The organism is Acidilobus saccharovorans 345-15 (genome assembly GCF_000144915.1).
Taxonomy (GTDB): domain Archaea; phylum Thermoproteota; class Thermoprotei_A; order Sulfolobales; family Acidilobaceae; genus Acidilobus; species Acidilobus saccharovorans.
In genome coordinates, this window is sequence record NC_014374.1 from 1380767 (window position 1) to 1404681 (window position 23915).

Annotated in this window: 21 protein-coding genes and 2 tRNA genes; 15 read left to right on the top strand and 8 right to left on the bottom strand. The window is 62.4% G+C overall.

Annotation, left to right across the window (positions count from 1 at the left end; all coding sequences use genetic code 11):
- Positions 1-3: 3 nt before the first annotated feature.
- Positions 4-2664, top strand: a complete 2661-nt coding sequence (gene fdhF / locus ASAC_RS07075; RefSeq protein ID WP_013267314.1) for a formate dehydrogenase subunit alpha — start codon at positions 4-6, stop codon at positions 2662-2664.
- Here the strand turns inward: fdhF and mobA are convergent.
- Both mobA and ASAC_RS07820 read right to left on the bottom strand, forming a co-directional pair.
- The gene (gene mobA / locus ASAC_RS07080; protein ID WP_048812889.1) at positions 2642-3478 is read right to left on the bottom strand and encodes a molybdenum cofactor guanylyltransferase; all 837 of its coding nucleotides are present in this window, start codon (positions 3476-3478) and stop codon (positions 2642-2644) included. The two genes, fdhF and mobA, sit on opposite strands and share 23 nt — an antisense overlap.
- Positions 3462-3725: a hypothetical protein gene (locus ASAC_RS07820; protein ID WP_013267316.1), complete on the bottom strand. Its 264-nt coding sequence runs from the start codon at positions 3723-3725 to the stop codon at positions 3462-3464. The genes mobA and ASAC_RS07820 overlap by 17 nt, the downstream gene beginning before the upstream one ends.
- 163 nt (positions 3726-3888) lie before the next feature.
- Between ASAC_RS07820 and ASAC_RS07090 the strand changes: the two genes are divergently transcribed.
- Positions 3889-4311: a putative metallopeptidase gene (locus ASAC_RS07090; protein ID WP_013267317.1), complete on the top strand. Its 423-nt coding sequence runs from the start codon at positions 3889-3891 to the stop codon at positions 4309-4311.
- A 50-nt stretch (positions 4312-4361) separates the two neighbouring features.
- Here the strand turns inward: ASAC_RS07090 and ASAC_RS07095 are convergent, their stop codons facing one another.
- Both ASAC_RS07095 and ASAC_RS07100 read right to left on the bottom strand, forming a co-directional pair.
- Positions 4362-5675 carry an FAD-dependent oxidoreductase gene (locus ASAC_RS07095; RefSeq protein ID WP_013267318.1) on the bottom strand — a complete coding sequence of 438 codons (1314 nt, stop codon included), beginning with the start codon at positions 5673-5675 and terminating at the stop codon, positions 4362-4364.
- Positions 5676-5708: 33 nt separating this feature from the next.
- On the bottom strand, positions 5709-7097 hold the full coding sequence (locus ASAC_RS07100; RefSeq protein WP_013267319.1) for an RAD55 family ATPase: 1389 nt from the start codon (positions 7095-7097) through the stop codon (positions 5709-5711).
- 169 nt (positions 7098-7266) lie between these two features.
- Between ASAC_RS07100 and ASAC_RS07105 the strand changes: the two genes are divergently transcribed.
- Positions 7267-8466 (top strand): M24 family metallopeptidase, encoded by a 1200-nt coding sequence (locus ASAC_RS07105; RefSeq protein ID WP_013267320.1) that lies wholly within the window; start codon positions 7267-7269, stop codon positions 8464-8466.
- Here the strand turns inward: ASAC_RS07105 and ASAC_RS07110 are convergent.
- Together ASAC_RS07110 and ASAC_RS07115 are read right to left on the bottom strand one after the other, a co-directional pair.
- Complete coding sequence (locus tag ASAC_RS07110) at positions 8463-9110, bottom strand: ribosome biogenesis protein (protein WP_013267321.1); 648 nt, start codon at positions 9108-9110, stop codon at positions 8463-8465. The two genes, ASAC_RS07105 and ASAC_RS07110, sit on opposite strands and share 4 nt — an antisense overlap.
- 77 nt (positions 9111-9187) lie before the next feature.
- A complete protein-coding gene (locus ASAC_RS07115; RefSeq protein ID WP_013267322.1) occupies positions 9188-10114 on the bottom strand; it encodes an MBL fold metallo-hydrolase in 927 nt (308 codons plus the stop codon).
- 188 nt (positions 10115-10302) lie between these two features.
- Here ASAC_RS07115 and ASAC_RS07120 point away from each other — a divergent pair, with 188 nt between their 5' ends.
- From ASAC_RS07120 to ASAC_RS07140, 5 genes are all read left to right on the top strand, one after another.
- Positions 10303-10848 (top strand): aspartate racemase/maleate isomerase family protein, encoded by a 546-nt coding sequence (locus ASAC_RS07120; RefSeq protein WP_013267323.1) that lies wholly within the window; start codon positions 10303-10305, stop codon positions 10846-10848.
- 5 nt (positions 10849-10853) lie between these two features.
- Entirely contained in the window at positions 10854-11765 is a 912-nt protein-coding gene (locus tag ASAC_RS07125) for a hypothetical protein (protein WP_013267324.1), read from the top strand.
- Positions 11766-11785: 20 nt separating this feature from the next.
- Positions 11786-12841, top strand: a complete 1056-nt coding sequence (locus ASAC_RS07130; RefSeq protein WP_013267325.1) for a TIGR04084 family radical SAM/SPASM domain-containing protein — start codon at positions 11786-11788, stop codon at positions 12839-12841.
- Positions 12842-12893: 52 nt separating this feature from the next.
- On the top strand, positions 12894-13634 hold the full coding sequence (locus ASAC_RS07135; RefSeq protein WP_013267326.1) for a DUF5131 family protein: 741 nt from the start codon (positions 12894-12896) through the stop codon (positions 13632-13634).
- Between the two features lie 125 nt (positions 13635-13759).
- Positions 13760-14830: a winged helix-turn-helix domain-containing protein gene (locus tag ASAC_RS07140; RefSeq protein WP_013267327.1), complete on the top strand. Its 1071-nt coding sequence runs from the start codon at positions 13760-13762 to the stop codon at positions 14828-14830.
- On the opposite strand, the gene ASAC_RS07145 is transcribed toward ASAC_RS07140, so the two are convergent.
- Complete coding sequence (locus ASAC_RS07145; RefSeq protein WP_013267328.1) at positions 14811-15014, bottom strand: hypothetical protein; 204 nt, start codon at positions 15012-15014, stop codon at positions 14811-14813. The genes ASAC_RS07140 and ASAC_RS07145 overlap by 20 nt on opposite strands.
- 19 nt (positions 15015-15033) lie before the next feature.
- On the opposite strand from ASAC_RS07145, the gene ASAC_RS07150 reads away from it, so the two are divergent.
- Both ASAC_RS07150 and ASAC_RS07155 read left to right on the top strand, forming a co-directional pair.
- The gene (locus tag ASAC_RS07150) at positions 15034-15867 is read left to right on the top strand and encodes an ABC transporter ATP-binding protein (protein ID WP_013267329.1); all 834 of its coding nucleotides are present in this window, start codon (positions 15034-15036) and stop codon (positions 15865-15867) included.
- Positions 15851-16567 carry an ABC transporter permease gene (locus ASAC_RS07155; RefSeq protein ID WP_013267330.1) on the top strand — a complete coding sequence of 239 codons (717 nt, stop codon included), beginning with the start codon at positions 15851-15853 and terminating at the stop codon, positions 16565-16567. Before ASAC_RS07150 ends, ASAC_RS07155 begins: the two co-directional genes overlap by 17 nt.
- Here the strand turns inward: ASAC_RS07155 and ASAC_RS07160 are convergent, their stop codons facing one another.
- Positions 16568-17710: a glycosyltransferase family 4 protein gene (locus ASAC_RS07160; protein ID WP_013267331.1), complete on the bottom strand. Its 1143-nt coding sequence runs from the start codon at positions 17708-17710 to the stop codon at positions 16568-16570.
- A 114-nt stretch (positions 17711-17824) separates the two neighbouring features.
- Here ASAC_RS07160 and ASAC_RS07165 point away from each other — a divergent pair, with 114 nt between their 5' ends.
- The 5 genes from ASAC_RS07165 (at position 17825) to ASAC_RS07185 (ending at position 23904) form a co-directional block, all read left to right on the top strand.
- Positions 17825-18700: a GH12 family glycosyl hydrolase domain-containing protein gene (locus ASAC_RS07165; RefSeq protein WP_013267332.1), complete on the top strand. Its 876-nt coding sequence runs from the start codon at positions 17825-17827 to the stop codon at positions 18698-18700.
- Between the two features lie 274 nt (positions 18701-18974).
- Positions 18975-21560 (top strand): ABC transporter substrate-binding protein, encoded by a 2586-nt coding sequence (locus ASAC_RS07170; protein WP_013267333.1) that lies wholly within the window; start codon positions 18975-18977, stop codon positions 21558-21560.
- 41 nt (positions 21561-21601) lie between these two features.
- A tRNA-Arg gene (locus tag ASAC_RS07175) sits at positions 21602-21677 on the top strand.
- Between the two features lie 102 nt (positions 21678-21779).
- Positions 21780-23588 carry a peptide-N4-asparagine amidase gene (locus tag ASAC_RS07180; protein ID WP_148217211.1) on the top strand — a complete coding sequence of 603 codons (1809 nt, stop codon included), beginning with the start codon at positions 21780-21782 and terminating at the stop codon, positions 23586-23588.
- Positions 23589-23825: 237 nt separating this feature from the next.
- Positions 23826-23904 (top strand) — tRNA-Gly (locus ASAC_RS07185).
- Positions 23905-23915 lie beyond the last annotated feature (11 nt).

The following is a 23915-nucleotide window of genomic DNA, read 5'->3' on the forward strand; positions in this document are numbered from 1 at the left end:
GGGGTGGCAGTCAGGATTAAGGTTAACGGCGTCGAGCATGAAGTTGATGGCAACCTGAGCCTCCTCGAGGCCCTCAGGAGGCTCGGCTACTACGTGCCAAGCCTATGCTACGACGACAGGCTTGGCCCCCAGGGGTCGTGTAGGCTGTGCGTCGTCGAGGTAAACGGCAGGCTGGTGACCAGCTGCACCACTAAGGTCCAGGACGGCATGGAAGTCAGGACCGACAGCGAGCAGGTGAACCAGGTTAGGAGGGAGGTGCTGAGGCTCCTGGCAAGGAGCTACCCAAGGGACGCTTACGCCAGGTACCCGTTCAAGGAGTTCCACGTGGCTATGAGCAAGTACGGCGTTGAGCCTCAGGGAACCGAGAGGCAGGACCTCGTGGACCTCTCGCACCCCTACATAGTCGTTGACATGAACAGGTGCATCAAGTGCTTCAGGTGCGTGAAGGCCTGCGACGAGGTTCAGGGCTACCACGTCTGGAGGGCGTGGGGCCGCGGCGGCAGGATAATGATAAGGCCAGACGGCCCTGACTTCGCCCACAGCTCCTGCGTGAGCTGTGGCCTCTGCGTCGACGTCTGCCCCACGGGGGCCCTTGAGGACAGGAGCGTGCTGATCTACGGGTGGCCGGACTCGTGGGTCAAGACAACGTGTCCCTACTGCGGCGTCGGCTGTGAGCTTGACGTCGGAGTCAAGGACGGGAGGATAGTGGACGTCAGGCCGTCCAGGACGTCAGTTGTGAACAGGGGGAACCTCTGCGTCAAGGGCAGGTACGCGTGGGACTACATATATTCACAGGACAGAGTGCTGAGGCCGCTGATCAAGGTCAACGGCGAGTGGCGCGAGGTCAGCTGGGACGAGGCGATAGGCTTCGTCGCCTCAAGGCTGAAGGAGATACTGGCCAAGTACGGCCCGGGCAGCGTGGGGGTACTTGTAGGTGCGAGGGTAACTAACGAGGAGGAGTACCTGGCCGGCAGGTTTGCCAGGGTGGTGCTGGGAACGAACAACGTTGACAGCTGCGCGAGGGTCTGCCACGAGCCCTCCGCCCAGGGCCTTGAGGACATGTTGGGCACGGGAGGCGCCACAAACACGTTTGAGGACATAGACCTGGCCAGGACAATAATGGTCGTGGGCTCTAACACCACCGAGAACCACCCGGTCATAGGGAACAGGATCAAGCTGCTCGCGGAGCAGGGCAAGGTGAAGCTGATAGTCGTGGACCCAAGGAGGACGGAGATCGCTGAGTACGCCGACTACCACCTGGCCCTGAGGCCTGGCACCGACGTGGTGCTCTTTAATGCAATGGCTAACGTGATAATAAGCGAGGGCCTCATAGACAGGGAGTTCGTGGCAGAGAGGGTCGACGGCCTTGAGGAGTTCGAGGACGTAGTCAGGAACTACACGCCTGAGTTCGCTGAGAGGATAACAGGGGTTAAGGCAAACCTAATAAGGGAGGCGGCGAGGCTCTACGCAACTAACAGGCCCTCAATGATATTCTGGGGCCTCGGCGCCACCGAGCACATACAGGGGACGGAGATCATATATCAGCTCATAGACCTCGCGCTCCTCACGGGCAACGTTGGCAGGCCGGGCTCAGGCCTCATGCCGCTGAGGGGCAAGAACAACGTCCAGGGCACTGCTATAATGGGGGACCACCCTAAGAAGCTGCCCGGCTCGGTGCCGCTGGCCCAGAACTTGGAGAGGTTTGAGAAGCTTTGGGGGGTCAGGCTTAACCCCAACCCCGGGCTCGACGGCATCGAGATGGTCGACGCTGCCATGAGGGGTGACCTGAAGGCGCTCATAGTGTTCGGCGAGGACGTGGTCATGTCGCACCCGTACAGGGAGATGACCGAGAGGGCGCTCTCAAAGCTGGAGCTCCTAGTGCTTGTTGACATGTTCCACAACGAGACCTCCAGGTACGCCCACGTCTTCCTGCCGGCGGCCAGCTCCTTTGAGAAGGAGGGCACCTTCACCAACGCCGAGAGGAGGATCCAGAGGGTGAGGAAGGTCATAGAGCCCCTGGGCGAGTCCCTGCCCGACTGGCAGATAATAATTAGGCTGGCCAAAGCCATGGGTTACGGGGACTACTTCAGGTACTCGTCGCCCGAGGACGTGTGGAACGAGATAAGGTCCGCGTGGCCGGCGGTCTACGGCATAACTTACGAGAGGCTGGAGAGGGAGGGGGGCCTGCCCTACCCAACCCCAGGCCTCGACGCCCCGCCGGTCAAGGTGCTCCACGTTAACCAGTTCACCGTAGGCAGGAGGGCCAGGCTGAGGCCCGTGGCCTACATACCGTCGCCGGAGCAGCCAACGGAGGAGTACCCGTTCACGCTGATAACCGGCAGGACCCTCTACCACTTCAACATGGGCTCCATGACGAGGCGCACCGGGGACCAGGTCATAGAGCCCGAGGACTTCATAGAGATAAGTGAGGACGACGCCAGGGCCCTGGGCATAGGCGACGGCGACATGGTCAGGGTCACCAGCAGGTGGGGCTCAGCGGTGGTCAGGGCGAGGATATCAAGGAGGGTCTCCAGGGGCACAGCCTTCGCCACGGTGCACCACCCCGAGGCCTCAATTAACTACGTGGTCTCGCCTGCGGTCGACAGGATATCCCACATACCGGAGTACAAGGTGACGGCCGTCAGGATAGAGAGGGTCTCCTGAGCAGGGCCCTCAGCCTCTCGACCCTCCTGGCCACGTCAAGTCCAAGGGCCTGGGCGTCAAGCAGTGAGTGGAGCTCGAGGTGCCACACCCTCAGCCGCCTGTAGGCCGCCGACTCCTCTCGGAAGGCCAGGGCCGCCCCCTGAACGTCGCCAGCAGCTGCCAGCGAGACTGCCTTCCTGTAGGCGGTCGGGTCGAGCTCAACGGTCCTCCGCGGCCCCCTCGACCTCGGAGGCCTGTCGCCCGGGACGTCAAGGTCATAGAACCTGGCCTGGCCGCCCAGCGGCGAGGCGCCAACGAGCCTAGAACTTGAGGACCTCAGCAGGTCCGTCATCCTCGCCCTTAGCCCGAGCGACGCCTTAGAGCACATGAGGTCCACGGCCTCCCTCAGCAGGCCTGTGGGGCCGCAGACGAAGGAGGGGTTGACGAGGCCCCCGCTCATCAGAGGCGAGGCGAGCCTCTCGGCGCACTGCCTGAGCAGGGCCTCAAGGCTTCCTGTCGTCGCCCACGCCGCGTCGCCCGGCATTACGAGCACGCGGTCCGAGCTCACGTGCCCTATTGCGCTTGCAACGCCCCTCGGCGGGCCCCCGCACGGGAGCTGGGGCAGGTCCTCGACAACCCTCGCGCCGGCCAGGAGCCCGCCAAGCCTTGAGATCTCCTCCCGCGAGGACACCACTATGACGTCGCCCACCTCCGCGGCCACGCTAAGAACCCTTGATATCAGAGGCCTCCCGTTGAAGGGGGCCAGCAGCTTGTCCGAGCCAAACCTTGATGAGGAGCCGCCCGCCACTACTATTACTTCAGGCTTCCCCGGCACCCCTTTCACCGCGGGGCACGAGCAGCGCGGCCCAGAAGGCCACGGAGGCAAGGAGCATGGCGACCCCGGCGTACATAGTGTACCTGCAGGCGCCGCAGCCAAGGGCCACGGCCAGGGCGCTCAGGAACATGGCTACGGCGCCAACGCCTCCGAGGAGCGACGCCGCAAGAGTGGAGACGTCGTCCTTTTCCAACGGGATCCCCCTTACCTGACGCCCTGCAGGCCTTATGTCTGCAGCGGCAGCCAAAGCATGCACCGCGGAGGCCTATTATGTGAGTGAGCCCGCTGGGCCCTGGGAAGGCCGTCAACGTGGGAGACCTGCCCCAGGGCGGCCGCCCTCGGGGGCGAAGTGGGTTTGCGACACGCCCAGGCGTCTCGCGCCAAATATTTCCCTTCCGCCTAGCCCTGCGGTGGGCGCGCTGATAACCTATCAGAGGGACGAGGCGCTTGAGAGGGCCGTCAAGTGCGTAATAGAGAGCGCTGGGCTTAACTACATAGACCCCGGCAGGGTCTATGTCATAAGGAGCAGGGGCTCGAGGTCAAGGGCCATAGCCAGGATATACTCAATGCCGTCCGCCTGGAGGTACGCCCTTAACATGGAGCCTGCCTACCTCATAGAGTTCATCTCTGAGAAGTTCGACAGGCTCACGCCAGGGAGGAAGGCCGAGGTCATAGTTCACGAGCTGCTCCACATACCCATGGCCTTCAGCGGCGGCCTGAGGCCCCACGGCAAGTACGTCAACGACAGGGTGGCGGCGAGGATAGCCGCTAGGGTTGACAGGAGCTGCCTTGAGGCTTTAAGCTTGACAGGACAGCAGGGACTGGGCCGATGATGTCACCATCAGTGTCGGAGCCGTGAAGACGGGTTATCCCCCTGAGGCCCCTAGATCCTCATCAGCTGCCTGGCCGCCAAAACCACCGGGTCCCAGGCCCTCCCAGAGCTGGGGTGGTAGCCTATCTCGACGAAGAACAGCTCCTCGGCGGTCATCCTCTTCATAATAGCTGCGGCTATGACGCCCAGCCTCCCTATGACCTCCTCAGGCCCCGCGACCTGGCCCCCTATTATGACCCCGCTGGACTCCTCGGCCAGGAGCTTCACAGTCACATCGCCGCCGCCCGGGTAGTACCTGGCCCTCGACCTGGTGGTTATTATTGACGTCACGTACCTTATGTTGGCCCTCCTCGCCTCGGCCTCGTTGAGGCCAACCCTGCCAAAGGCGACGCCCTCAAACCTAGTCACTATGTCGCCCAGGACGCCGGGGAACCTCTTGTCGCCCCCAGCCGCGTTGACCCCCGCCACAAGGCCGGACTTGTTGGCTATGGGGGCCAGGGGCCTCCAGTCAGGCTGCCCCGTGACCATGTTCCTGTGTTCCATGGCGTCACCAGCAGCGAAGGCGTAGTCGTAGGTCGCCTGCAGCCTGTCGTCAACTGCAATGGCCCCATGGGGGCCCAGCCTCAGCTGTCCCCTGACAAGGTCAACGTCTGGCTCAACCCCTACGGCGGCCACCACCAGGTCAGACCTCAGCTCGCTGCCGTCGCTGAGCCTAACCCTGTCCCCGCTCGCCTCGGCCACAGTCACCCCGAGCCTCAGGTCGACGCCCGCCCTCCTGGCCATCTCCGTCAGGCCTGAGCCCAGCTCCTCGTCCAGGTCCCTGCTCATCAGGTAGGGCCCCCTGTGCACCAGGTGAATGACCTTGCCCATGTTCCTCAGCTGCTCGGCCATCTCGACGCCCAGGACGCCTCCGCCAACCACGGTGACCTCCCTGGCCGCCTCTGCGGCCCTCCTGGCGGTTTCGGCGTCAGCAGGGTGGTGAACGTAGATCACCTTGGCGTCGTCGACGTTGTTGAGCCTCCTGGGCCTCGCGCCCGTGGCTATGACGAGCCTGTCGAACTCAAGCTTGACCCTCTGACCGCCCATCCTGGCAACCGCTACCCTTGACTTAACGTCAAGCTCCTCCGCCTCGGCGTTCGTTATAACCTCTATGTTCCTCCTCTCCCTGAAGAACTTGACGTCGTAGGCCTGGAGCAGCCAGTAATCCTTGAACAGCCCGCCTATGTAGTAGGGCACGCCGCAGGGGGCGTGGCTTATTATGTTGGTCCTCTCGAGGACCGTTATCCTTGCGTCAGGGGCCCTCCTCCTGGCCCAGGAGGCCGCTGACATGCCGGCAGCTCCGCCGCCTATGACGAGTATCTCCATGCACTTCCCTTGCTACCCGCTGATGCCGGGAGTTTAACGCTCAGCTACTGCCTCCGGCCTGAAGCCCCTGTTGAGAAGCGGCCTGCAGCCCCCGCTCAGGTCGACCTCTATTGGCCTCATTGACGGCATGGGCTCCCCCCAGACCCTGAGCGGCTCAAGGATCGCCCTGTTCCCCCTGGCGGAGAGGTAGAAGACATAGTCATAGTAGCCCGAGAGCGGCACGCTCCAGACGGAGTCCCTGGGCGAGGCGTAGAGGTGGAACGTGCTTATGTTCATTGAGGCCCTCCTGAGCAGCGTCCTGTAGACGAGCCCCACGTAATCGCCCCTCTCGCTGAACTCGCTGAGCAGGTGGATCCCCTCAACTATAACTACGTCCGGCCTGAAGCTGACGTCGCTGGAGTAAGTCATTATTTCAGCCTCGCCTATGGTGAGCGAGGACGCGTCGTAGCTCTCGACGAAGAGGTTATCAGCCCTATTAGTGACTTCAGGCCCACAGCCCTCCATTACGTCTCTCATGCTTGCTATGCCATGTATGAAGGAGCCCATCTTGACCCTGAGGCCCGAGGCCAGGGCTGGCGCGGCCAGGTACCAGAGGGAGAACTTGGTGGGATCGAGCGAAGGGTCGTATACTATTAGCGTGCCGGTGCCCATGGGCATCACAAGGTCGTCGAGGCGGTACCTGCGCGCGGGCTTCACCCCGCTGGGCAGTGCCTCGGGCCTGAGGGGCGGTGCGAACTCGACGCCCCTCCCGGTGAAGGCGTAGGGGAGGGACGCGTACCCTATGTTCGTCCCCCTCATCTTCCTCACCTCCGCGTACCTCTCCAGCTTACCCTTGACGACCCTGTACCTCAGGACTATTATGCCGTCAACTATGAACTCCTCGGGCCCCAGGCCTGAGGCCTCCTGGCCCACGGGGAGCTCTGAGATAAGCAGCGCCGTCGCCCCCCTCCTCTTGAGCCCAAGGTAGAGGGCCGAGTGCATTATCTCCCTCGCCCTGGGAGGGTCCCTGGCGAGCTGCTCAACCGCTGTGACGCTGTCAATTACAACCCTCTTCGCCCCCATGCTGTCGGCCTGAGACAGCACGTCCTCGACCACGTCCCCCAGGGCCTCCGGGTCGCTGACGCTCAGCGCCTCGTAGTACCTGAACAGGCCCCTGCCCTCCAGGGGCCTGAAGTCCATGTTGAACTGAAGGGCGTTGGCCATGAAGTCCTCCCTGGGCTCAACGAAGCTCACGTAAAGGGAGGGCTCCCCGGATGAGGCGCCCTGGTAGGCGAACTGGCTCGCCAGCGTGGTCTTCCCCGCCCCGGGGTAGCCGGCGACCAGTATTATGGAGCCCCTCGGCACGCCCTCAGAGAACATGTCGTCTAGGCCTGGCACCCCAAGGAGTATCCTCTGCCTGGCGGCCTGGCTGCTCTGGCTCAACGCTACAACCTCTGCTCAGTCATGGACAGGATATTGTCGCAGTGGGTTTTTAATCTAACTCCCCCGGCGCGTTAACCCTAGAAAGTAAACCCTTTTATGGGACCAGACCTTTCCATGGGCGTATTTTTATCTTCCCCAGGCAGCAAAGGGCGCGGTGCAAGAGGGCTTGATGTCGAGGGTCTCCGAGGCCGAGCTCAACAGGAGGCTGAGGGCCCTCAGGGAAAGGGTAGCCGCCGCAGGGGCCCAGGCGGCCGTGCTTACTTCCTCCGTAAGCATATTCTACTTCACAAACCTCTCGTTCATAACCACTGAAAGGCCCGTTGTAGTCATAGTGCCTGTGGACGGTGAGCCCTTCGCGGTCCTGCCGAGCGTCGAGATGGGCCACGCGGAGTACAGGAACTCCAGGTGGGGAGGCGTTGTCAAGCGCTTTGAGTACTACTTTGACTACCCCGGGGAGGTGCACGTGGCCAACTTCATAGCCGACGCCATAGCAGGCTCTGGGCTAAGGCATGTCATGGGGGAGTCCCTGGGGCCCAAGGGGGCCTACGGCTACTCTGGCCCGCCTCTCCAGGAGCTGCTTGCCAAGAGGGGGGTCAAGTGGACCGACATGGGCGACCTGGTGGCGGAGATGAGGCTCACTAAGTCGCAGGAGGAGCTCTCGCTTATAGAGGAGAGCGGCAGGTGGGCCTCAAGGGCCATAGACAAGGCCATGGAGCTTATGGCCCCGGGCAGGTGGGACTGGGAGGTCTCGCTGGAGGCCAGCCTCGAGGTCAGCAGGGAGATGAACAGCCGCTACTCGCCCTACGTGCCCCTCAGGGGCACCGTGGGCTGGGTCGTGGGCTTCAGGGGGCAGGTGGGCGAGTTCTCGGCCTACCCCCACGCCCTGGTGGCGGAGAGGCCCATGAGGGAGGGGGACGTCATTGGGATAGGCTCCGGGCCCGAGGTGGGGGGCTACTTCGCTGAGCTCGAGAGGACCCTCGTCCTTGGGACGCCGAGCAGGGAGGTGAGGGAGCACTTCGACAAGATGCTGAAGGTGAGGCAGGCGGCCATTGAGTCCCTGAGGCCAGGCGCCAGGGCCTCAGACGTGGACAGGGCCATGAGGACCAGGGCAAGGGAGCTCGGGGTGGATGGCCTGCTGAGGCACCACAGCGGCCACGGCCTGGGGCTTGAGGAGCACGAGCCCCCGTTCCTCGACGTCGGCAATGGCCAGGAGCTCAGGCCGGGCATGGTAGTGACCATAGAGCCGGGCCTTTACGTGCCCGGCCTCGGGGGCTTCAGGCACAGCGACACCTTCGTCATAACTGAGGACGGCGCCAGGAGGCTGACAAGTTACCCGGAGGACATAGACGAGCTCACAGTAAGGCGCTAGAGCTCGTAGTAGGCGTTAGCTATAGAGCACGCCACGTCCCACGACTTGAGGGGCTCCCCCTCCCTTATCCTGTAGTACTTGAGGGCCAGGGACTTCACCTCGTCAGAGAAGTCGCCCCTCGGGAAGGCCCCGAAGCCTACTGGAACACCGAGGGACGAGGCCTCCCTGAGGACTGAGAGCGTGTCTGAGCTGGCCCCGCCCTCAGAGAACACTATGATCCTCCTGTCCCCCAGGAAATCCCTGAGGCTGTCCGCCACCTTCCACGCTAGCGGCCTCCCGCTCGGCGGCACCCTGTTGTCCCTCAGCAGCTGCGCCATGAGTCCCTTGAACCTGTCGTAGTTCTTTGGAACCCTTACGTCTGGGGCGAAAGCGAACACCCTGCCGTCCTGGACGTGCATGTAGACCTCCACCTTGCCCTCCAGCACCGGCCTCTTCTCGAGCAGGTTCAGGAGGCTGAGGTGCACTATGTCCGGCCTGCCCCTCCTCCACCAGCCCTCCAGCGACCTCATAGCCTTCCAGTGCAGGCCAGCGTCGAGGACCATCTCCTCCGGCCTGAGGCCGTACCTCCTGGCCGTCTTGACCACCTGGGGGTGGGAGGCGAGCTCCCTGGGGATGACCTCCAGCGCGGAGTCCAGGAGGAGCACGGTGAGCTTGGCCAGGCCCCCTCACCCTATACTAACATAGGAAATACAGAGATGGAGAAAGGGCTGCGCAGCGGCGTCTACTCATAGTCTTCGCCGCCCTCCTCGGCCTCCCCCTTGCCCTCCCTGCCCCAGAGCTCCCTTCTCCTGGCCTCCAGCTGGTTCACCTCAACCCCCATCAGCTCAGCCGCCGTGAGCAGCCTGACGCCGGTGTCCTCAGCGGCCCTGTAGTGCTCCCTCAGCCTCTCCCTGTAGTTGAGGTCCCTGAGGAGGTGGTGGTCAACTACTATGGTTTCGGCCACACGGGCCTTGATCAGCTCCATCAGGCCATCCAGGCCCCTCTGGACGGCCTCAACGGGCACCTTGAAGCCGGCGAAGTAGGTGGGAGGGCCGCTGAGCACCAGGAGCCTGGCCCCCGCCCATGACTTTAGCTGCTCCACGGCCTGGGGGTCCGCGGGCCCCTGGGAGTCGCTGGCGAATATTATGGATTCGCCGTCGCACGAGGCCCTGACCATTATCAGCCTCCCCACCTTGGTGCCCGGCTCGCCGTGCCACACGGGCGGGGAGAACTCGAGCGTCAGGTCCCCCACCCTGAAGGTCTGCCCGTCGGCGTAGGACACCTGGGAGTTCTGCTCAACCTTGCCCTCAACAAGGAACCTCCTGGCCCTCCCCCTCTGGCTCCAGTTGATGTTACTGTTTGGGTCCTTGATGAGGAGCCTCTTGCCGTAGTAGAGGTCTGGCCTGTCCTTGAGGTAGTGGTCGTAGTGGTAGTGCGTTATTATTATAGCGTCCGAGCTGGAGACCTCCTCGGCTATCCTCTCAAGGGCGCTGTGAAGCGCCTGGAGCTCAAGCTGGTGGGGCGGCAGGCCGTACCTCCTGGGCGCGAGCGAGGCGCCGAGGTCTATGCCGAGCCTGACGCCGCAGGCCTCTGCCACGGTCGCTATGCTCCTCACGCCCATGCTGTCGGCCGCGAGTATAGAGACGTCGAAGGGCCCAGCCCTTACCAAGCTCCCGCCGAGGACCCTGTGGCCCCCGGCGATAGTAAGCGTTTACACCTGCGGCTCAGGGTTAAAGGCACAAGCGGACCTGGGCCTGGGAGGGGTTAGAGGCGCTCTCAGTAATACTCTCGAGCGAGAACCCGACGCTGCAGAGGGACCTTGAGGCCCTCTACCCGGGCCAGTTCAAGTTCTTCTACATGCAGTACAGGCCCGGCCACGGCATAAGGAAGGACGAGATGGACATCATGTTCGCCGAGCTCTCCAAGATAAAGGGGGAGGCGGAGCGGGCCGACGGCATACTCTACGCCAGGTCCTACGGCGCCTTCAAGGAGTTCCAGTTCAGGCTGCTCAGGGACTTCTTCTCGGTGCCCGTGGTGATAGCCACCGAGGCCATACTCACCAGGCTCAGGGAGCTCAGGGCCAGGAGGGTCTACCTGGTGACCCCCTACAACCATTGGAGGCACGACTACGAGGTCAGGTGGCTCAGGGATAACGGCTTCGAGGTGGTGGGCTCCATAGCGCTGGGCAGGACGGGGGGCAAGGCCATAGCGTCAACGCCCCACGAGCTTGTGATAGACGCTGTCAGCGTGGCCCAGAGGAGCGAGGCCGACGCGATATACGTGGCGTGCACGATACTTTCAACGCTCCCCGTCCTCGACAGGCTGAGGGGGAGGCTGCCCGTGGTCACGGCCTCCTCAGCGATGCTCGACGTGGCCAGGGAGATCGGCATCTTCAAGGGGTGAGCCGGTTGCTCTCCATAAGCTCCGAGCTGCTCGGGTTCCTCAGGCTCAGGGAGGGCACGGTAGAGGTCATAGACAGGGCCCCTCCCTCTGACGAGCAGCTGGTGGGGCTAGTCAAGGAGGCCATGGAGAGGGAGAAGTCCCTGGTGTCGGGCCTCAGGCTGGGCGACGACATGAAGTACGCCATAGACGTGGGCCTCACCAACGCGTCCTCAGGGCTCCTCTACCCGGCCGAGGTGGCCGTCAGGTTCTTCCTCGAGAGGGGCTCGCTGTGCCTCATAGCGTCGAGGACCACGGAGCTCTACATAAAGGCCCTTAGGGAGAGGGCCTGGCACGCCATGGTAGATGACGGCTACATAGTGAGGAGCGGGCCGGAGGCCGTGGGCAGGGTGAAGAAGCTGAGCGGCAGGAAGAGCCTTGAGGGGGACGCCATATTCCTTGCCGGGAAGCCCGTGTGCGAAAGGCACCTTAAGTGGCCCGAGTACTCAAAGCCCATTGAGGAGCTGCCCCTCGAGAAGAAGTACCTTAAGGCGACCCTCGACACCAGGAAGAGGAAGAAGGGCTCGGCAATAAGGTGCGCGTTCTGCAACAGGGAGGCCAGGTACTTCACCTTACCCATGATAAAGGCCAGCGCCCTGGTCTTCATAGCGAGCTACCTGGCCGGCCTTAACCCCGAGGGGCCCATGGAGCTCTACTCAAACCTCTCCAGGGTTCTCCACCCCTACGGCTTCTCGTGGCTGAGACCCGAGGCGGCGTTCACCGTGTGGGCCAGGGACATGCTGACTGCGGCCTTCTACGTTAACTCCATGCTCGGCTTCCCGCTGCCGAGGGTCAGCCCGAGGAAGGCCCCGGCCGAGGCCGCGCTCGAGCAGCTGCTGTCCATAAGCGACACTGACGAGGCCTCAAATGCCCCCGCATAGGGCTCCCCAAGGGAAGTAGGTTGCTGTGGCTGGTGTTTACCACGGGCTTCTGCAACCTGAGGTGTGACTACTGCGGCGGCTCCTTCCCAAGCAAGGTGGTGCCCTACACGGTGAGGTACGACATTGAGAAGCTTAAGAGGCTCGTGGAGGCGGACCCCCAGGCCACGGTCATATTTTACGGCGGCGAGCCCCTGGCCAACCCCAGGTTCGTAGAGGAGTTCATGGACAGGGTCAGGGCCAGGAGGTACGGCGTGCAGACCAACGGAACGCTCTACAGGCTGCTGCCCGACCCCTACTGGAAAAGGATGAGCGTGGCCCTCCTCTCAATAGACGGCAGGGAGTCGGTCACCGACAGGCACAGGGGCAGGGGGGTCTACAGGAGGGTGCTGGAGGCCGCCAGACACCTCAAGTCCCTAGGGGTTGAGACGATAGCTAGGATGGCGGTGACCCAGGACACGGACATATACGAGGACGTCATGCACCTCCTGGGCCTCGGGCTCTTCGACAAGGTGCACTGGCAGCTTGACGTGGTCTGGTCGCCCAGGTGGGACTTCGAGGGGTGGGCCGAGAGGAGCTACTTGCCCGGGGTGAGGAGGCTCGTGGACCTCTTCATCTCGGAGCTCAGGAGGGGCAGGGTGCTCAAGATAATTCCAATACTCGGCGTGGTGAGCGCCCACTTCTTCGGCGGCTACCCCGGCTCGCCGTGCGGCGCGGGCTACAGGAGCGTGGCCGTGAGCACTGACGGCAGGGTGCTCGCCTGCCCCATAGCAGTTTACGAGAGGTGGGCCGAGCTGGGCACCGTGGACGGGGGGTTCAGGCTCATGGGCCCCTACCTGGCCAAGGAGTGCGCCTCCTGCCCCTACAGGAGGTACTGCGGCGGCCGCTGCCTCTACGCCTCGATAGAGAGGGACTGGGGCGAGGAGGGCTTCACGGCAGTTGACAGGGTCACCAGGGCCTACCTTGACGCCGTGCTCTCAATAATACCGGAGGTGGAGCGGCTGGTAAAGGAGGGCGCCGTGAGGCTGGAGGACCTGAGGTATGACCCAACTGAGGACTCCACTGAGGTCATACCGTGAGCCTCGGGGCTCAGGGTTATTAGCCTTGGAGCCCGCGCTGTAGCTGAAGGTCATGTCGCTGCTGCCCGACCTAGGCAACAGGAGGCCCGTCAGGCCGAACAGGTCCTGGAACCCGGTCACTGGCTGCCCCCACCTGTGCACCTACTGCTGGGCCATGAAGCTGATAGAGGGGAAGCTCAGGGACAGCCCCAAGTACAGGAACGGCTTCGCGCCGACGCTCCATGAGGAGGACCTTGAGAGGGCTAGGTTCAGGCCCGGCGACACCGTGTTCGTGGTCGACATGGGCGACCTGTTTAGTGACGCCGTGCCCTCTGAGTGGATAGCTAGGGTGCTCAGGAGGGCCAGGGAGTTCCCATCAACGAGGTTCATGTTCCTGACCAAGAACCCTGCCAGGTACAGCGAGTTCCTGGACCTCTTCCCCAGGAGCTCGGTGCTGGGGGCCACCATAGAGACCAACAGGGACGACCTTGCTAGGTCGGTGTCTAGGGCCCCTCCGCCGTCGGCCAGGCACGAGGCCATGGCTGAGCTCAGGTGGCCCTACAAGTACGTCTCAATAGAGCCGATAATGGACTTCGACCTGGACGTCATGGTCTCCTGGGTGGCTGACATAAGGCCGGTGAGCGTTCACGTGGGCTACGACAACTGGAACTCAAGGCTGCCTGAGCCTCCTCTATGGAAGGCAAGGGAGCTGGTCAGGAGGCTCTCCTCCGTGGCCCCCGTGGCCCTGGGCTCCATGAGGGAGCCGTGGTACGAAGCCGCGTTTAGGAGGAGGCTGGGGAGCGCAGTTCTCTGAAGTCCTGGAGCATCTCTGTTAACTGACGAGTTCCCTCGCCACTTGGGCCCGAGGGGCTGAGGAGCGCGCTCGTCAGAAGGCTTTATCTTTGACGAGTCGCTTCACGTAACTGAGCGGGTGGGCGGTTGTCAGAGGACGTGTTTGACGCCCTGTCGCACCCGACCAGGAGGGCCATAATAAGGGCCCTGGGCGACAGGGGGCACCTGACCTTTACAGAGCTCATGGACGCCGCCGGGGTCAAGGACACGGGCACCATGACCTTCCACCTGAGGAGGCTCTCGCAGCTCATCGCGAGGAACAGCTCAGGCGAGTATGAGCTGACGGAGCTCGGGAGGAGGGCCTACGAGGCTATAAAGGTGGTGGAGCAGAAGGGCCAGGAGCAGGCCAACGTCAGGGCTGAGGCGAGGGGCGGCGAGGAGGGCCTCCTTGTTATATCTAATAGGCTTCACGTTGACATCACAAGGTCCCTGCTGGAGGACGCGAGGGCCCAGGGCAAGAGGGTGCTCGTCAGCGACTGCATAAGCGTGAGCGTAACCGATGACGTGGACGAGGCCCTCGTCAGGGAGGCCCTGGAGGGTATAAGGGATGTCGTGAGCGTCGAGGCGCCCAAGTGGCTGGCTGGCGTCCTTGAGCCCAGGCTCAGCGACGTGGTGGTTGTAAGCTACAGGGACCACGTCAAGGGGCACGGAGGCGCCTACGCCTTAGGCCTCGGCTGGCTGGACAGGCTGCTGGGGAAAGCCGTAGGTAACGCTGTTGGAGCTGCCTTGGGCGAGGCGGCCGGGAAGGGGTCCGAGGTGTACTCCACCTCAATAGGGCCGGTCAGGGCTGTGAGGGTAAACCTGAAGAGGAGCTCCCTGAGGCTGGAGCAGGGAGAGGGCAAGGTAACGGTTTACCCATACTGGAGGGGTTGCAAGCACGACGTGAGCGTTAAGGACGAAGAGCTCATAATAAGCTCTGACGGCTGCTACGTTGAGGTCTCCCTGCCCCCTGGCGCCTCCTCCCTCGCACTGGAGGCCGAGAAGGGCGACATCAAGCTGGCCTACGGCGGCCTGAGCTCGTTTGAGGCTGACATGCTGGAGTCCTCCCTCTCAGCCTCCCTGAGGGACCTGGGCAGAATGACGGCTGAGCTCGACCTCAGCGACAGCGAGGCCAACCTTGAACTGTCGTATGGTGAGCTCAGGGGGGGTCCAGGATAGCGGTTGACGCCGAGGGAAGCAGCGTTGACATTAATGCCACCGTCAGGGGGAGCGCCTCGGTAACGCCGAGGGTTAAGGAGAGCGAGGACAGCTCAATCTCAATAGACGTCGACAGCTCCCTGGGCGGCGGCGAGGGCTCCATAGTCTTTGAGCTGAGCTCGAGCGAGAGCCGCGTGAAGGCCAAGTTCAGGAGGGAATGAAGAGTGGATGCTGCCATAGAGGTGGAGGGGCTGAGCAGGTCATACGGTAAGGTGGTCGCCCTGGAGGGCGTCAGCCTGAAGGTGATGAGGGGCGAGCTGGTATCCCTCCTGGGCCCCAACGGCGCCGGCAAGACGACCCTTGTGAAGCACCTGTACTGCGAGCTCAGGCCCCAGTCAGGCAGCGTCAGGGTGCTGGGCGGCGACCCCTGCGACAGGAGGGTGAGGCTAAGGCTCGGCGTAGCCCCGCAGGAGGCGACCCCCTTCATGGACCTCACGGTATTTGACAACGTCTACTACGCGGCCAGGATAAGGGGTGTCCCGGGCAGCAAGGCCAAGGCCATGGCCGAGGAGACCGTGAGGGCCCTGGGGCTCTGGGAGCACAGGGACAAGTACGTCATAGACCTCTCCGGAGGGCTTAAGAGGAGGACCCTGATAGCCATGGCGGTGGTCCACAGGCCCGAGGTCCTCATACTTGACGAGCCCACGACCGGCCTTGACCCCGAGGCCAGGAGGGAGCTGTGGGACCTGCTGAGGCAGCTCAAGGGCGAGGGGAGGGCCATACTCCTGACGACACACTACATGGAGGAGGCCGAGGCGCTCTCGGACAGGGTGTACTTCATAAACAGGAAGGTGATAGCCGAGGGGACGCCGGCGGAGCTGAGGAAGAGGTTCGCCTACTACTACGAGGTCGTTGACCTGGAGGAGGGCAGGGTCTACAAGGTCAGGGAGGACGAGGTCAGGGACTTCGTGTCAAGGCTTAGGGGGAGGTTCGAGGTGAGGGCCCCGTCCCTCGAGGAGGTGTACCTGGAGGTGATGAAGGGTGCTCAGGGAGCTTGAGTCGCTGGCCGAGATGTTCATCAAGGAGGCCAGGACCTGGATAGCGGTGAACCTGTTCTTCATGATAGTGTTCCCGGTGGCCATAATAGCGTCGTTCGGCTACATAGTGAGCAGGCAGGACGCCTACTACCTGGTGTCGGGGACAATAGTCTTCCAGGTGGCCCTCTCCGGCATGCTCTCAGTGCCGAACAACATAGGCATGGACAGGCAGGGCGGCAGGATCTCAATCATGATAGCCAGCGGGGTGCCGCTGTGGGCGTATGCTATGACGTCCGCGCTCGTCAACAACGTCTTTGCCGTGCTGTCAGGCCTGCTCATAGTTGGGGTGGCGGCGGCGCTAAGGTACATAGCGGTCAGCGCCGTCGACGTTGCCTACCTCACAGTTGCACTGCTCCTAAGCACGTTCGAGGGCTCCATGGTTGGCCTGCTGATAGCTGCAAGGATAAGGAACTGGAGGCTGCTGCAGCAGGTGACGCAGATAGCGTCGTTCACGCTCACCTTCTTCGCGCCGGTCTACTTCCCGCTCTCGGCGGTGCCCAGGTACCTGCTGCCGCTGGCCATGCTTGAGCCCACGACTTACGCGGCGCAGGCCATAAGGCTCTCGCTCCTCGGCAGCCCGGCGTCGCTTCTCTGGGGGCTGGCGGCCCTGGCCTACGGCGCTGTCTTTGGAGCTGTGGCGGGCAGGTGGGGGCTGGCGTGATCACTTTAGCTCGTTGACGTACTTGGCCAGGCTCTCCTTGAATGAGCTGTAGCTGAACCTCCTTGCTACCTCGGCTGAGGCGGCCGACAGCTTGGACCACCTCTCCTCGTCGCCCAGGAGCCCCGATATGGCCCTGGCGGCCTCCTCGGGCGTGGCGTAGCCGAGCCCCCGATCCACCCTTGAGGCCATGTCGGTCCACCCTCCCCCGTCCCTGTAGACCACCGGCACGGCCCCGGCTGCCATGCCCTCAGCTATCGCGATGCCGAAGTGCTCCGCGAAGGGAGGGTGGAGGTAGATTTTGGCCCTGGCGTAGAGCCCCAGCAGCTCGCCCCTGGGCACGTTGAACTTCAGGTGAACCATGTCGTCAACCCCCAGCCTCCTGGCCTCCCCCATTATGGCCTCTATGACCGGCCCCGAGTAGCTGGCCGTGGAGCCTACTATGTAGAACTCCGCCCTCACGCCCATCTCCCTGGCGGCCCTGGCTATTGCAGGGATGACATCAAGCCTCTTCTCGGGGCTGAACCTGGACACGGTGAGCACCAGGGGCTCCTTCTCGACCTTCCTAGCGGCCTCGCCTATGGCCTCCACCTCAACTGGGGGGTAGAGGACCCTCGCCTCAACGCCGTAGGCCTGCTTAACCTTTTCGGCAGTCCACGAGCTGTTGGTCAGCACCAGCCTCGGGGGCCTCCTGGAGGCCTCCCTCAGCACGGGCCTCGCTGCGAGCCTCACGGCCAGGTTGTAGGCCCGCCTCAGGCCGCCCCCTCCCATGTAGTCCAGGAGGGCCGGGTAATGTATGTAGACGGCGTCCGAGGGGAAGGGCACGTTGGCCTGGGTCTCGAATATCAGCTCGTAGCCCTCCTCCCTGAGCCTGGGGAGGCCATCCCTCATGAAGGCCCTCAGGGCCAGTATCCTCCTGAGCCTGGTCAGCCTGTTCCTGGAGATGCCCTCGAGCGGGAACCCTATGTCCAGGACCCTGGGCGGAGGCTCCCCAGGGGCCAGGAGCTGCCAGGCGCTGGCGCTGAGCCTCATCGTGTAGAGGTCCGCCTCGTGCCCCAGCTCCCTCAGCGCCCTGTAGACGCTTATGGCCAGCCTCTCCCCGCCGCCCGCCTCCTCTATCAGCGTGTGAACAACTGCTACCTTCATGACTTACCATAGCTGGAAATGCCATGCAGCAAATAAAAGCGTGAGGGCCCCACGGCATGTGCGCGCCAACAGAGGATATAGCCCCCTGCAGCCCCCCTAGCTGGGAAAGCCCTCTTGGCGTCCCTTGGAGGCTACCTAAACCTGGTCCCTCCCAGCGGCCTCAGGGACTGCGTCGCCGCGTCCTCAACCAAGGCGGGGGAGTCAAGCTGGGTTACAGTGAAGGACCCTCAGGGCCATGGCATAGCCGTTGACCCCAACCCGTGGAACACCTGGGAGGGCTCAGGCAGCTCCTCGGTGAAGCTCTGTAGTGACGGACTTGACGTGGTGGTCTCCTACAGCGAGGCCACGGCGGCGAGGCCGCCCGAGACGGTGCTCGGCTACCCGGAGGTGATATACGGCTACAAGCCGTGGGGCGCCCTCTCAACGCCGACGTCCCCCCTGCTCCAGCTGCCCGCCAAGGTTGGCCAGCTCCCCCAGGCGCTCGTGTACGTTGACTACTCAGTGGAGTTCCCCAACGGCAGGGGCAACCTGGCGTTCGACCTGTGGCTCACGAGGGGGCCGGGCCAGAACGGCGTGGGGCCCCGGGAGCTCGAGGTCATGATATGGCTCTACCGCACCCCGGGCTTCAACCCCATGGGCTACCAGTCGCCCAGCTCAACCCTTGCCCTGCCGACCATAGTTAATGGCAGGCCTGGGATTGTTAACTGGGGAGTTTACATAGCCGACCCCATGGGCCCGGGCCGCTGGACCTACGTTGCCTTCACCCTCGAGCCCCCGCTGGCCTCGGGAAGCGTTGTGGTGCCCCTGACCCTTGTGCTGAGGTCGCTGAGGGACCTACTGCCATGGGGCAACGAGGTGAGCGACCTCTACCTCAACGGCCTTGAGCTTGGCATGGAGTACACCTCGCTGACCTGGCCGCCTACCAGGGTGAGCGTCATGGCCAGGTACAGGCTGAACTCATACGGTGTCCTGGTCCTCCCCCAGGCTTAAGACTTAATAGCCCCCGCTGAAGCCACTCCGTGGCCTCTGAGGAGGGATTGGGGGATGTCAGTTCGCGTGGCACTCGCGGGCCTCCATTGGTAAGCCCGCGTTAGGTCTAGCGGTAGTCTTTATTGTAGTTCTCGCGCTCCTGGGCGTCCTCCTGTGGCACCACTTTAATGGCAGCGCAACGCCCACAAGCACGACGGAGCAGCAGGCGCACTCCCTGCTGCCCCCAGCCCTGAGCTCCTACACGGCAATAGCCGGGCAGCCCCTTTACATAACCGTGACCTCGTACTCGCCGTCGCCCGGCCAGTACGTTATCATCTACACAGGAGACGGCAGCGACGTGAACTCAACTGCGGGCTCCGCGCAGGTCACGTATGCCTACCCAGGCCACTACCTGGTGTACTACGCCATATATAAGAACGGCCAGCTCGTGGGCAGCTCCCAGGGCAACCTGCTGGAGGTCCTCGTGGCCCCGCCGCAGTTCAACGAGAGCTACGCCCAGCTCATAACAGTGCCCGTCATAGCCCCCTCGGCCCAGGTCATCAACGTAAGCCAGCCCGTCAACCTCTCGGCGGGCTTCCTGCAGCCGCCCTCGGGCACCAACATGACCATAGAGGAGTACGTCTGGAACCTGGGCAACGGCACGACGATAACCATACCTTCAGTCAACGGCACGGGCTACGCCGAGCAGGTGGCCCTCACGGGCTCAGGGAACGTGACCTACCTGGAGCCAAAGGAGAACCCGGTGACAGTCAAGTACACAAAGCCGGGCCTCTACACGGTGTGTCTCACAGTAGTTACGGAGAACGCGAGCAGCGGGGCCACGTATAACTACACCTCGTGCTACACGTTGGCCGTGAGCTCGTCCAAGGAGAGGTTCTCAATATTCGCGCCGCAGCTCTCGGTCCCCAACCCCGGCACCATTGTGGTTGCCGAGAACGTGCCAGGAGGGCCCTTCAGCTTCGACCCGGCAATAGACTACGAGACCGTGGGCTTTGAGGTCATAGACAACATATTCGCGTCCCTGCTGATATACGACGGCCCGTACACTACCAAGTTCATACCCATGGCTGCTGAGTACATACCTACTGTGGGCAACTGGTCAAACGTCACCGCCAGGCACCTCTACGGGGCCATATCGCCCAACTACACAGTTTACGTTTTCAAGGTCAGGCCAGGCCTCAGGGCGGCCAACGGCGACCCCATAACAGCTTATGACGTCTGGTACAGCCTTGTCAGGGACATACTGCTGGCCGGAGGTGTGCCCTCCACGAGGGGCTGGATCCTGGCTCAGTACCTCATACCGAACTACACGCCGTTCACCTTCGTTGTGACCTCCCCCAACGACACTCAGGGCGCGGAGGAGATAGTGAACGCCGTAACCTATGACAACGCCACCGACACGGTGACGTTCCACCTGGTGAGGCCCGTGGCCCCTCAGGTGTTCTTCACAGCACTGGCCGAAGGCTGGGGGCCTGGGATACTTGACGCCAAGTGGCTTGAGGAGGTCGGCGACGGTATAAACCTCACTGGGCTCTACGACCACAACATGACCCAGCTGGCGGAGGCCTTCTACAGCTACGAGCAGACGGCCAACGAGTGGGACTATAACGAGGAGGTCAGGTGGGATCCCATGGCTACAGGGCCCTACTACATAGCTGCCTACACGCCGGGCCAGAGCATAGTGCTCAAGCCAAACCCATACTGGCCGACCAACATAACTGATATACCGAGGCCCAACGACACCGTAATCATAGAGTGGGTCAAGGACCCGACAACCGCTTACGAGCTCTTCGCCTCAGGCCAGGCCGACATAGTCACGAACCTGCCGAACAGCTTCATGCCGAGCATAGAGCAGCTGGAGAGCGAGGGCGAGGCGAGGGTTTACGAGTTCCCGAGCCTCCTTGAGGAGTTCTTCGGCTTTAACCTTAACATAACCGAGTCCCTGCTCTCTCAGCTCAACCCGGCCTACCACATACCGGGCTGGTACTTAGCCAACCCGCTCGTCAGGGAGGCCTTCGCCTACGCCTTCAACTACACCGAGTACATAGACGACATAGTCGGCAACGTGAAGTATCACTTCAACTTCGGCAGTCTTTACTGCGGAGCTATAATCAAGGGACTAGATATATACATACCCCCCTCCGAGCTCACGGGCTGCCCGACCTTCAACCTCACGTACGCAAAGCAGCTGCTGGAGGAGAGCGGGTTCTACAACATAAGCGTCTACTTCCCCATCGTGATATCAAGCGGCGACACCACCGACTACACCGCCGCCCAGATGTGGGCCGCGGCCCTCCACAACATAGACCCGAACATAGTGGCCCAGCCCCTCTACCTCCCGTGGCCCACAATGCTCTCCTACTGGGTGCCTGGCATGAACCCTATGGCTATATGGAACAGCGGCTACGTGGCCGACTACCCGCTGGCCTCGGACATGATGAACGCCCAGTACACGGGCACCGTGTGGGTGGAGCCTGACGGCTGGAACGCGACCTACCTCGAGAACCTCAGCGCGTACTTCAACCAGTCAAGGGTAAGCTACCCAGGGCTGAGCCCGAGCGTCGAGCCTGAGATAGGCAGGTGGCTCTGGCAGGAGGCAGTGGAGTACCAGGAGCTCCAGAACCTCATAGCGGAGGCTGACAGCGTCGAGCTGACGAACTCCACGGCGGCTTTGCCGCTCTTTAAGCATTCTGAGGACCTGGCCATAGAGCTCTATATGTACGTCTACACGATACAGCCCAACGCATACTGGATAGTGAAGCCCTACATAACGGGCTACATGGGCTCTGTCGCATGGGAGGAGAACCCCATGATAGGCGGCGGAGGGGACGCCATATACTGGTGGTGGGTCAAGGCCTAGGCGGGGCCCATGTTTTATAGGCCAGAGGGCCCCCAGTTCCTGGGCCCGTGGCGCAGCCAGGATCAGCGCGCCAGCCTCCGGAGCTGGTGGTCCCGGGTTCAAATCCCGGCGGGCCCGCTGTTTAGTCATTATCGGTAAAGTAAGCGCCCGTAACTTTGTAACATAAAATATATTTTCCCTCCAGAGTTACACACTTGCAGAGGCTAAGTGGTGGACATTATGAGGTCTTCAATCCCCGCGCTCGTGGCTGTCCTGCTGGCCGTCCTGCTTATGGCCCCCATGGCAGGCGCCGTGTCTTCCCCCAGGGCTTACCCGCAGCTGCCAGCCGCCCACGAGGCCGCGCCATACCCAGGCCCCCTTAACTTAGCTGCTAGGGACCTGGGGGTCGCGGGCAACCATGACGGCTACTACTCCTTCCAGGCCTTCAGGTACGTGCCGCCCAACGAGACGCCCACTGTCATATGGATAGGCAAGAACGTGGTCTTCAACCACACTGGCCTGCCCTACAACGCCACGGTCTACATACCTCCTGGGAACTACAGCCTGATACTGCTCAACATGTCAATAAGGGAGCTTGGGGGCACTCAGTATGACACGGTAGCGTACGTCTTCGCCAACGGGACCCCGCTGCTCTGGGGCTCTACTCAGGAGATACTGAACTCCACTACAACGGTTGACGTGACGCTTTTCGAGAACCTGCTCAGGGGTCCCGTGAGGTTCCAGTTCATGGTGCCCAACGGCTACGCCCCCTCCATAGGGATAACGGGCTACTACGTGGCCAACGTCAGCCTGCTGCTCTACAAGGGGAGCCCGCCGCCCGGCCTGCCGAACTACTTCATACCGCTCTTCGTGAACAAGCTTGGCTACTCTATGACGCCTTCAATAAACGCGTACAATGACTACGTTGAGCAGCAGGTGACGATACCCAACGGCACCTACAGGGCGTGGTTGATACTCTACACCAAGGGCAACGCCTATGACGAGTTCTGGTACACCAACATACCAGCGGTCAGGTACGTCAAGGTCTACTACAACGGTCACCTGGCAGGCGTGGTGAACCCGTTCGAGACCATCTACACTGGCGGCATAGACCTGTTCTGGTGGAAGCCTGTGCCCTCAATAAACACGCTCTCGTTCCACATGCCTGACATAGTTGACCTGACACCGCTGCTGGCCTACGGGCTCAACGCGACGTTAGCGATACACATAGCTGACCTGCTGGCCTCCTCAGAGGCCCTGGGCGTGCCGGGCACCGAGTTCAACTGGAACCTCGGGGGCGTGCTGCTGCTTTGGGTCAACAGCAGCAACCCGCTCGTTGGAGCCAAGGTGATAACTGGCCAGGCCTCGTACCACGACTCGGGCCCGCTCATAATGAACCAAGGCGTTGCCGGCCTCTACTTCCAGGAGGGGGCCAGCTACTTCATAAACTACACGTCCCTGCTTGAGTTCGAGCACGGCCAGGAGGTCGTGAGCAGCCAGCAGGAGGGAGTGGCCACCGTGGACCAGGCGTACAACTACGCCGGCACGTTTGCCTACAACTACCTTGACGAGGACTTCACCGTGAGCTCGTGGGCCCAGGGCTACGGGCCCTACAGGCTGTGGGTGAGCGCCAACTGGCCCGTGACCCTCTACTACGACTTCGTGGCGATACCCATAACCCCGCCGACGAGGTTCCCGTACAACGCGACCTTCCTGCAGAACGGGAGCATAGCCCTAGCGCCAACCTACGCTTTAAGCTACGCCTGGCCAGGCTATAACTTCACCGAGAGCCTCAACTACGACCTCAGCGCCGTGGGAGGCTTCGCGGGCATACTGGAGTTCATAAACCCGACGGGCGCGGTCATAATTGGGCTGACGTCGAACAACGCGCTGACCCAGAAGTCCTTAACGGCTGAGGTGCTGGTGAACGGCAGGGGCTTCGAGGAGAACGCCTACCTTGAGGGCTTCCAGAACAGCACCGTTAACACGGCAGGCTACCTAATAGCTAACCAGTTCAGCTACCAGCTCATAAACGGGGGCCTCCAGTAAGGGTCGGTTTCAGCTAACCCTTAATTTTATTTTTCTTTTATCTTTTATCTTATCTTGAAGTTTCCTCCGCGCTGACGATAAGGCCTCAGGCCGTGAAGCCTCGTCACAGTTCTCGCGGTTGGGCTCCGTGGGAACGTTTGTCCTCATCGGCCTGGGCTAAGGTAGGTCCCAGGGCTAATAAGCTCAAGCCGAGGCGGCCTTAAACTTAAAACTCCAAGCACCTGGAACCAGCAAGGTGCGGCGGTAGTCTAGCCTGGACTAGGACGTCGGCCCTCCAAGCCGAAGGTCCCGGGTTCAAATCCCGGCCGCCGCACCACTTCTTGGAGT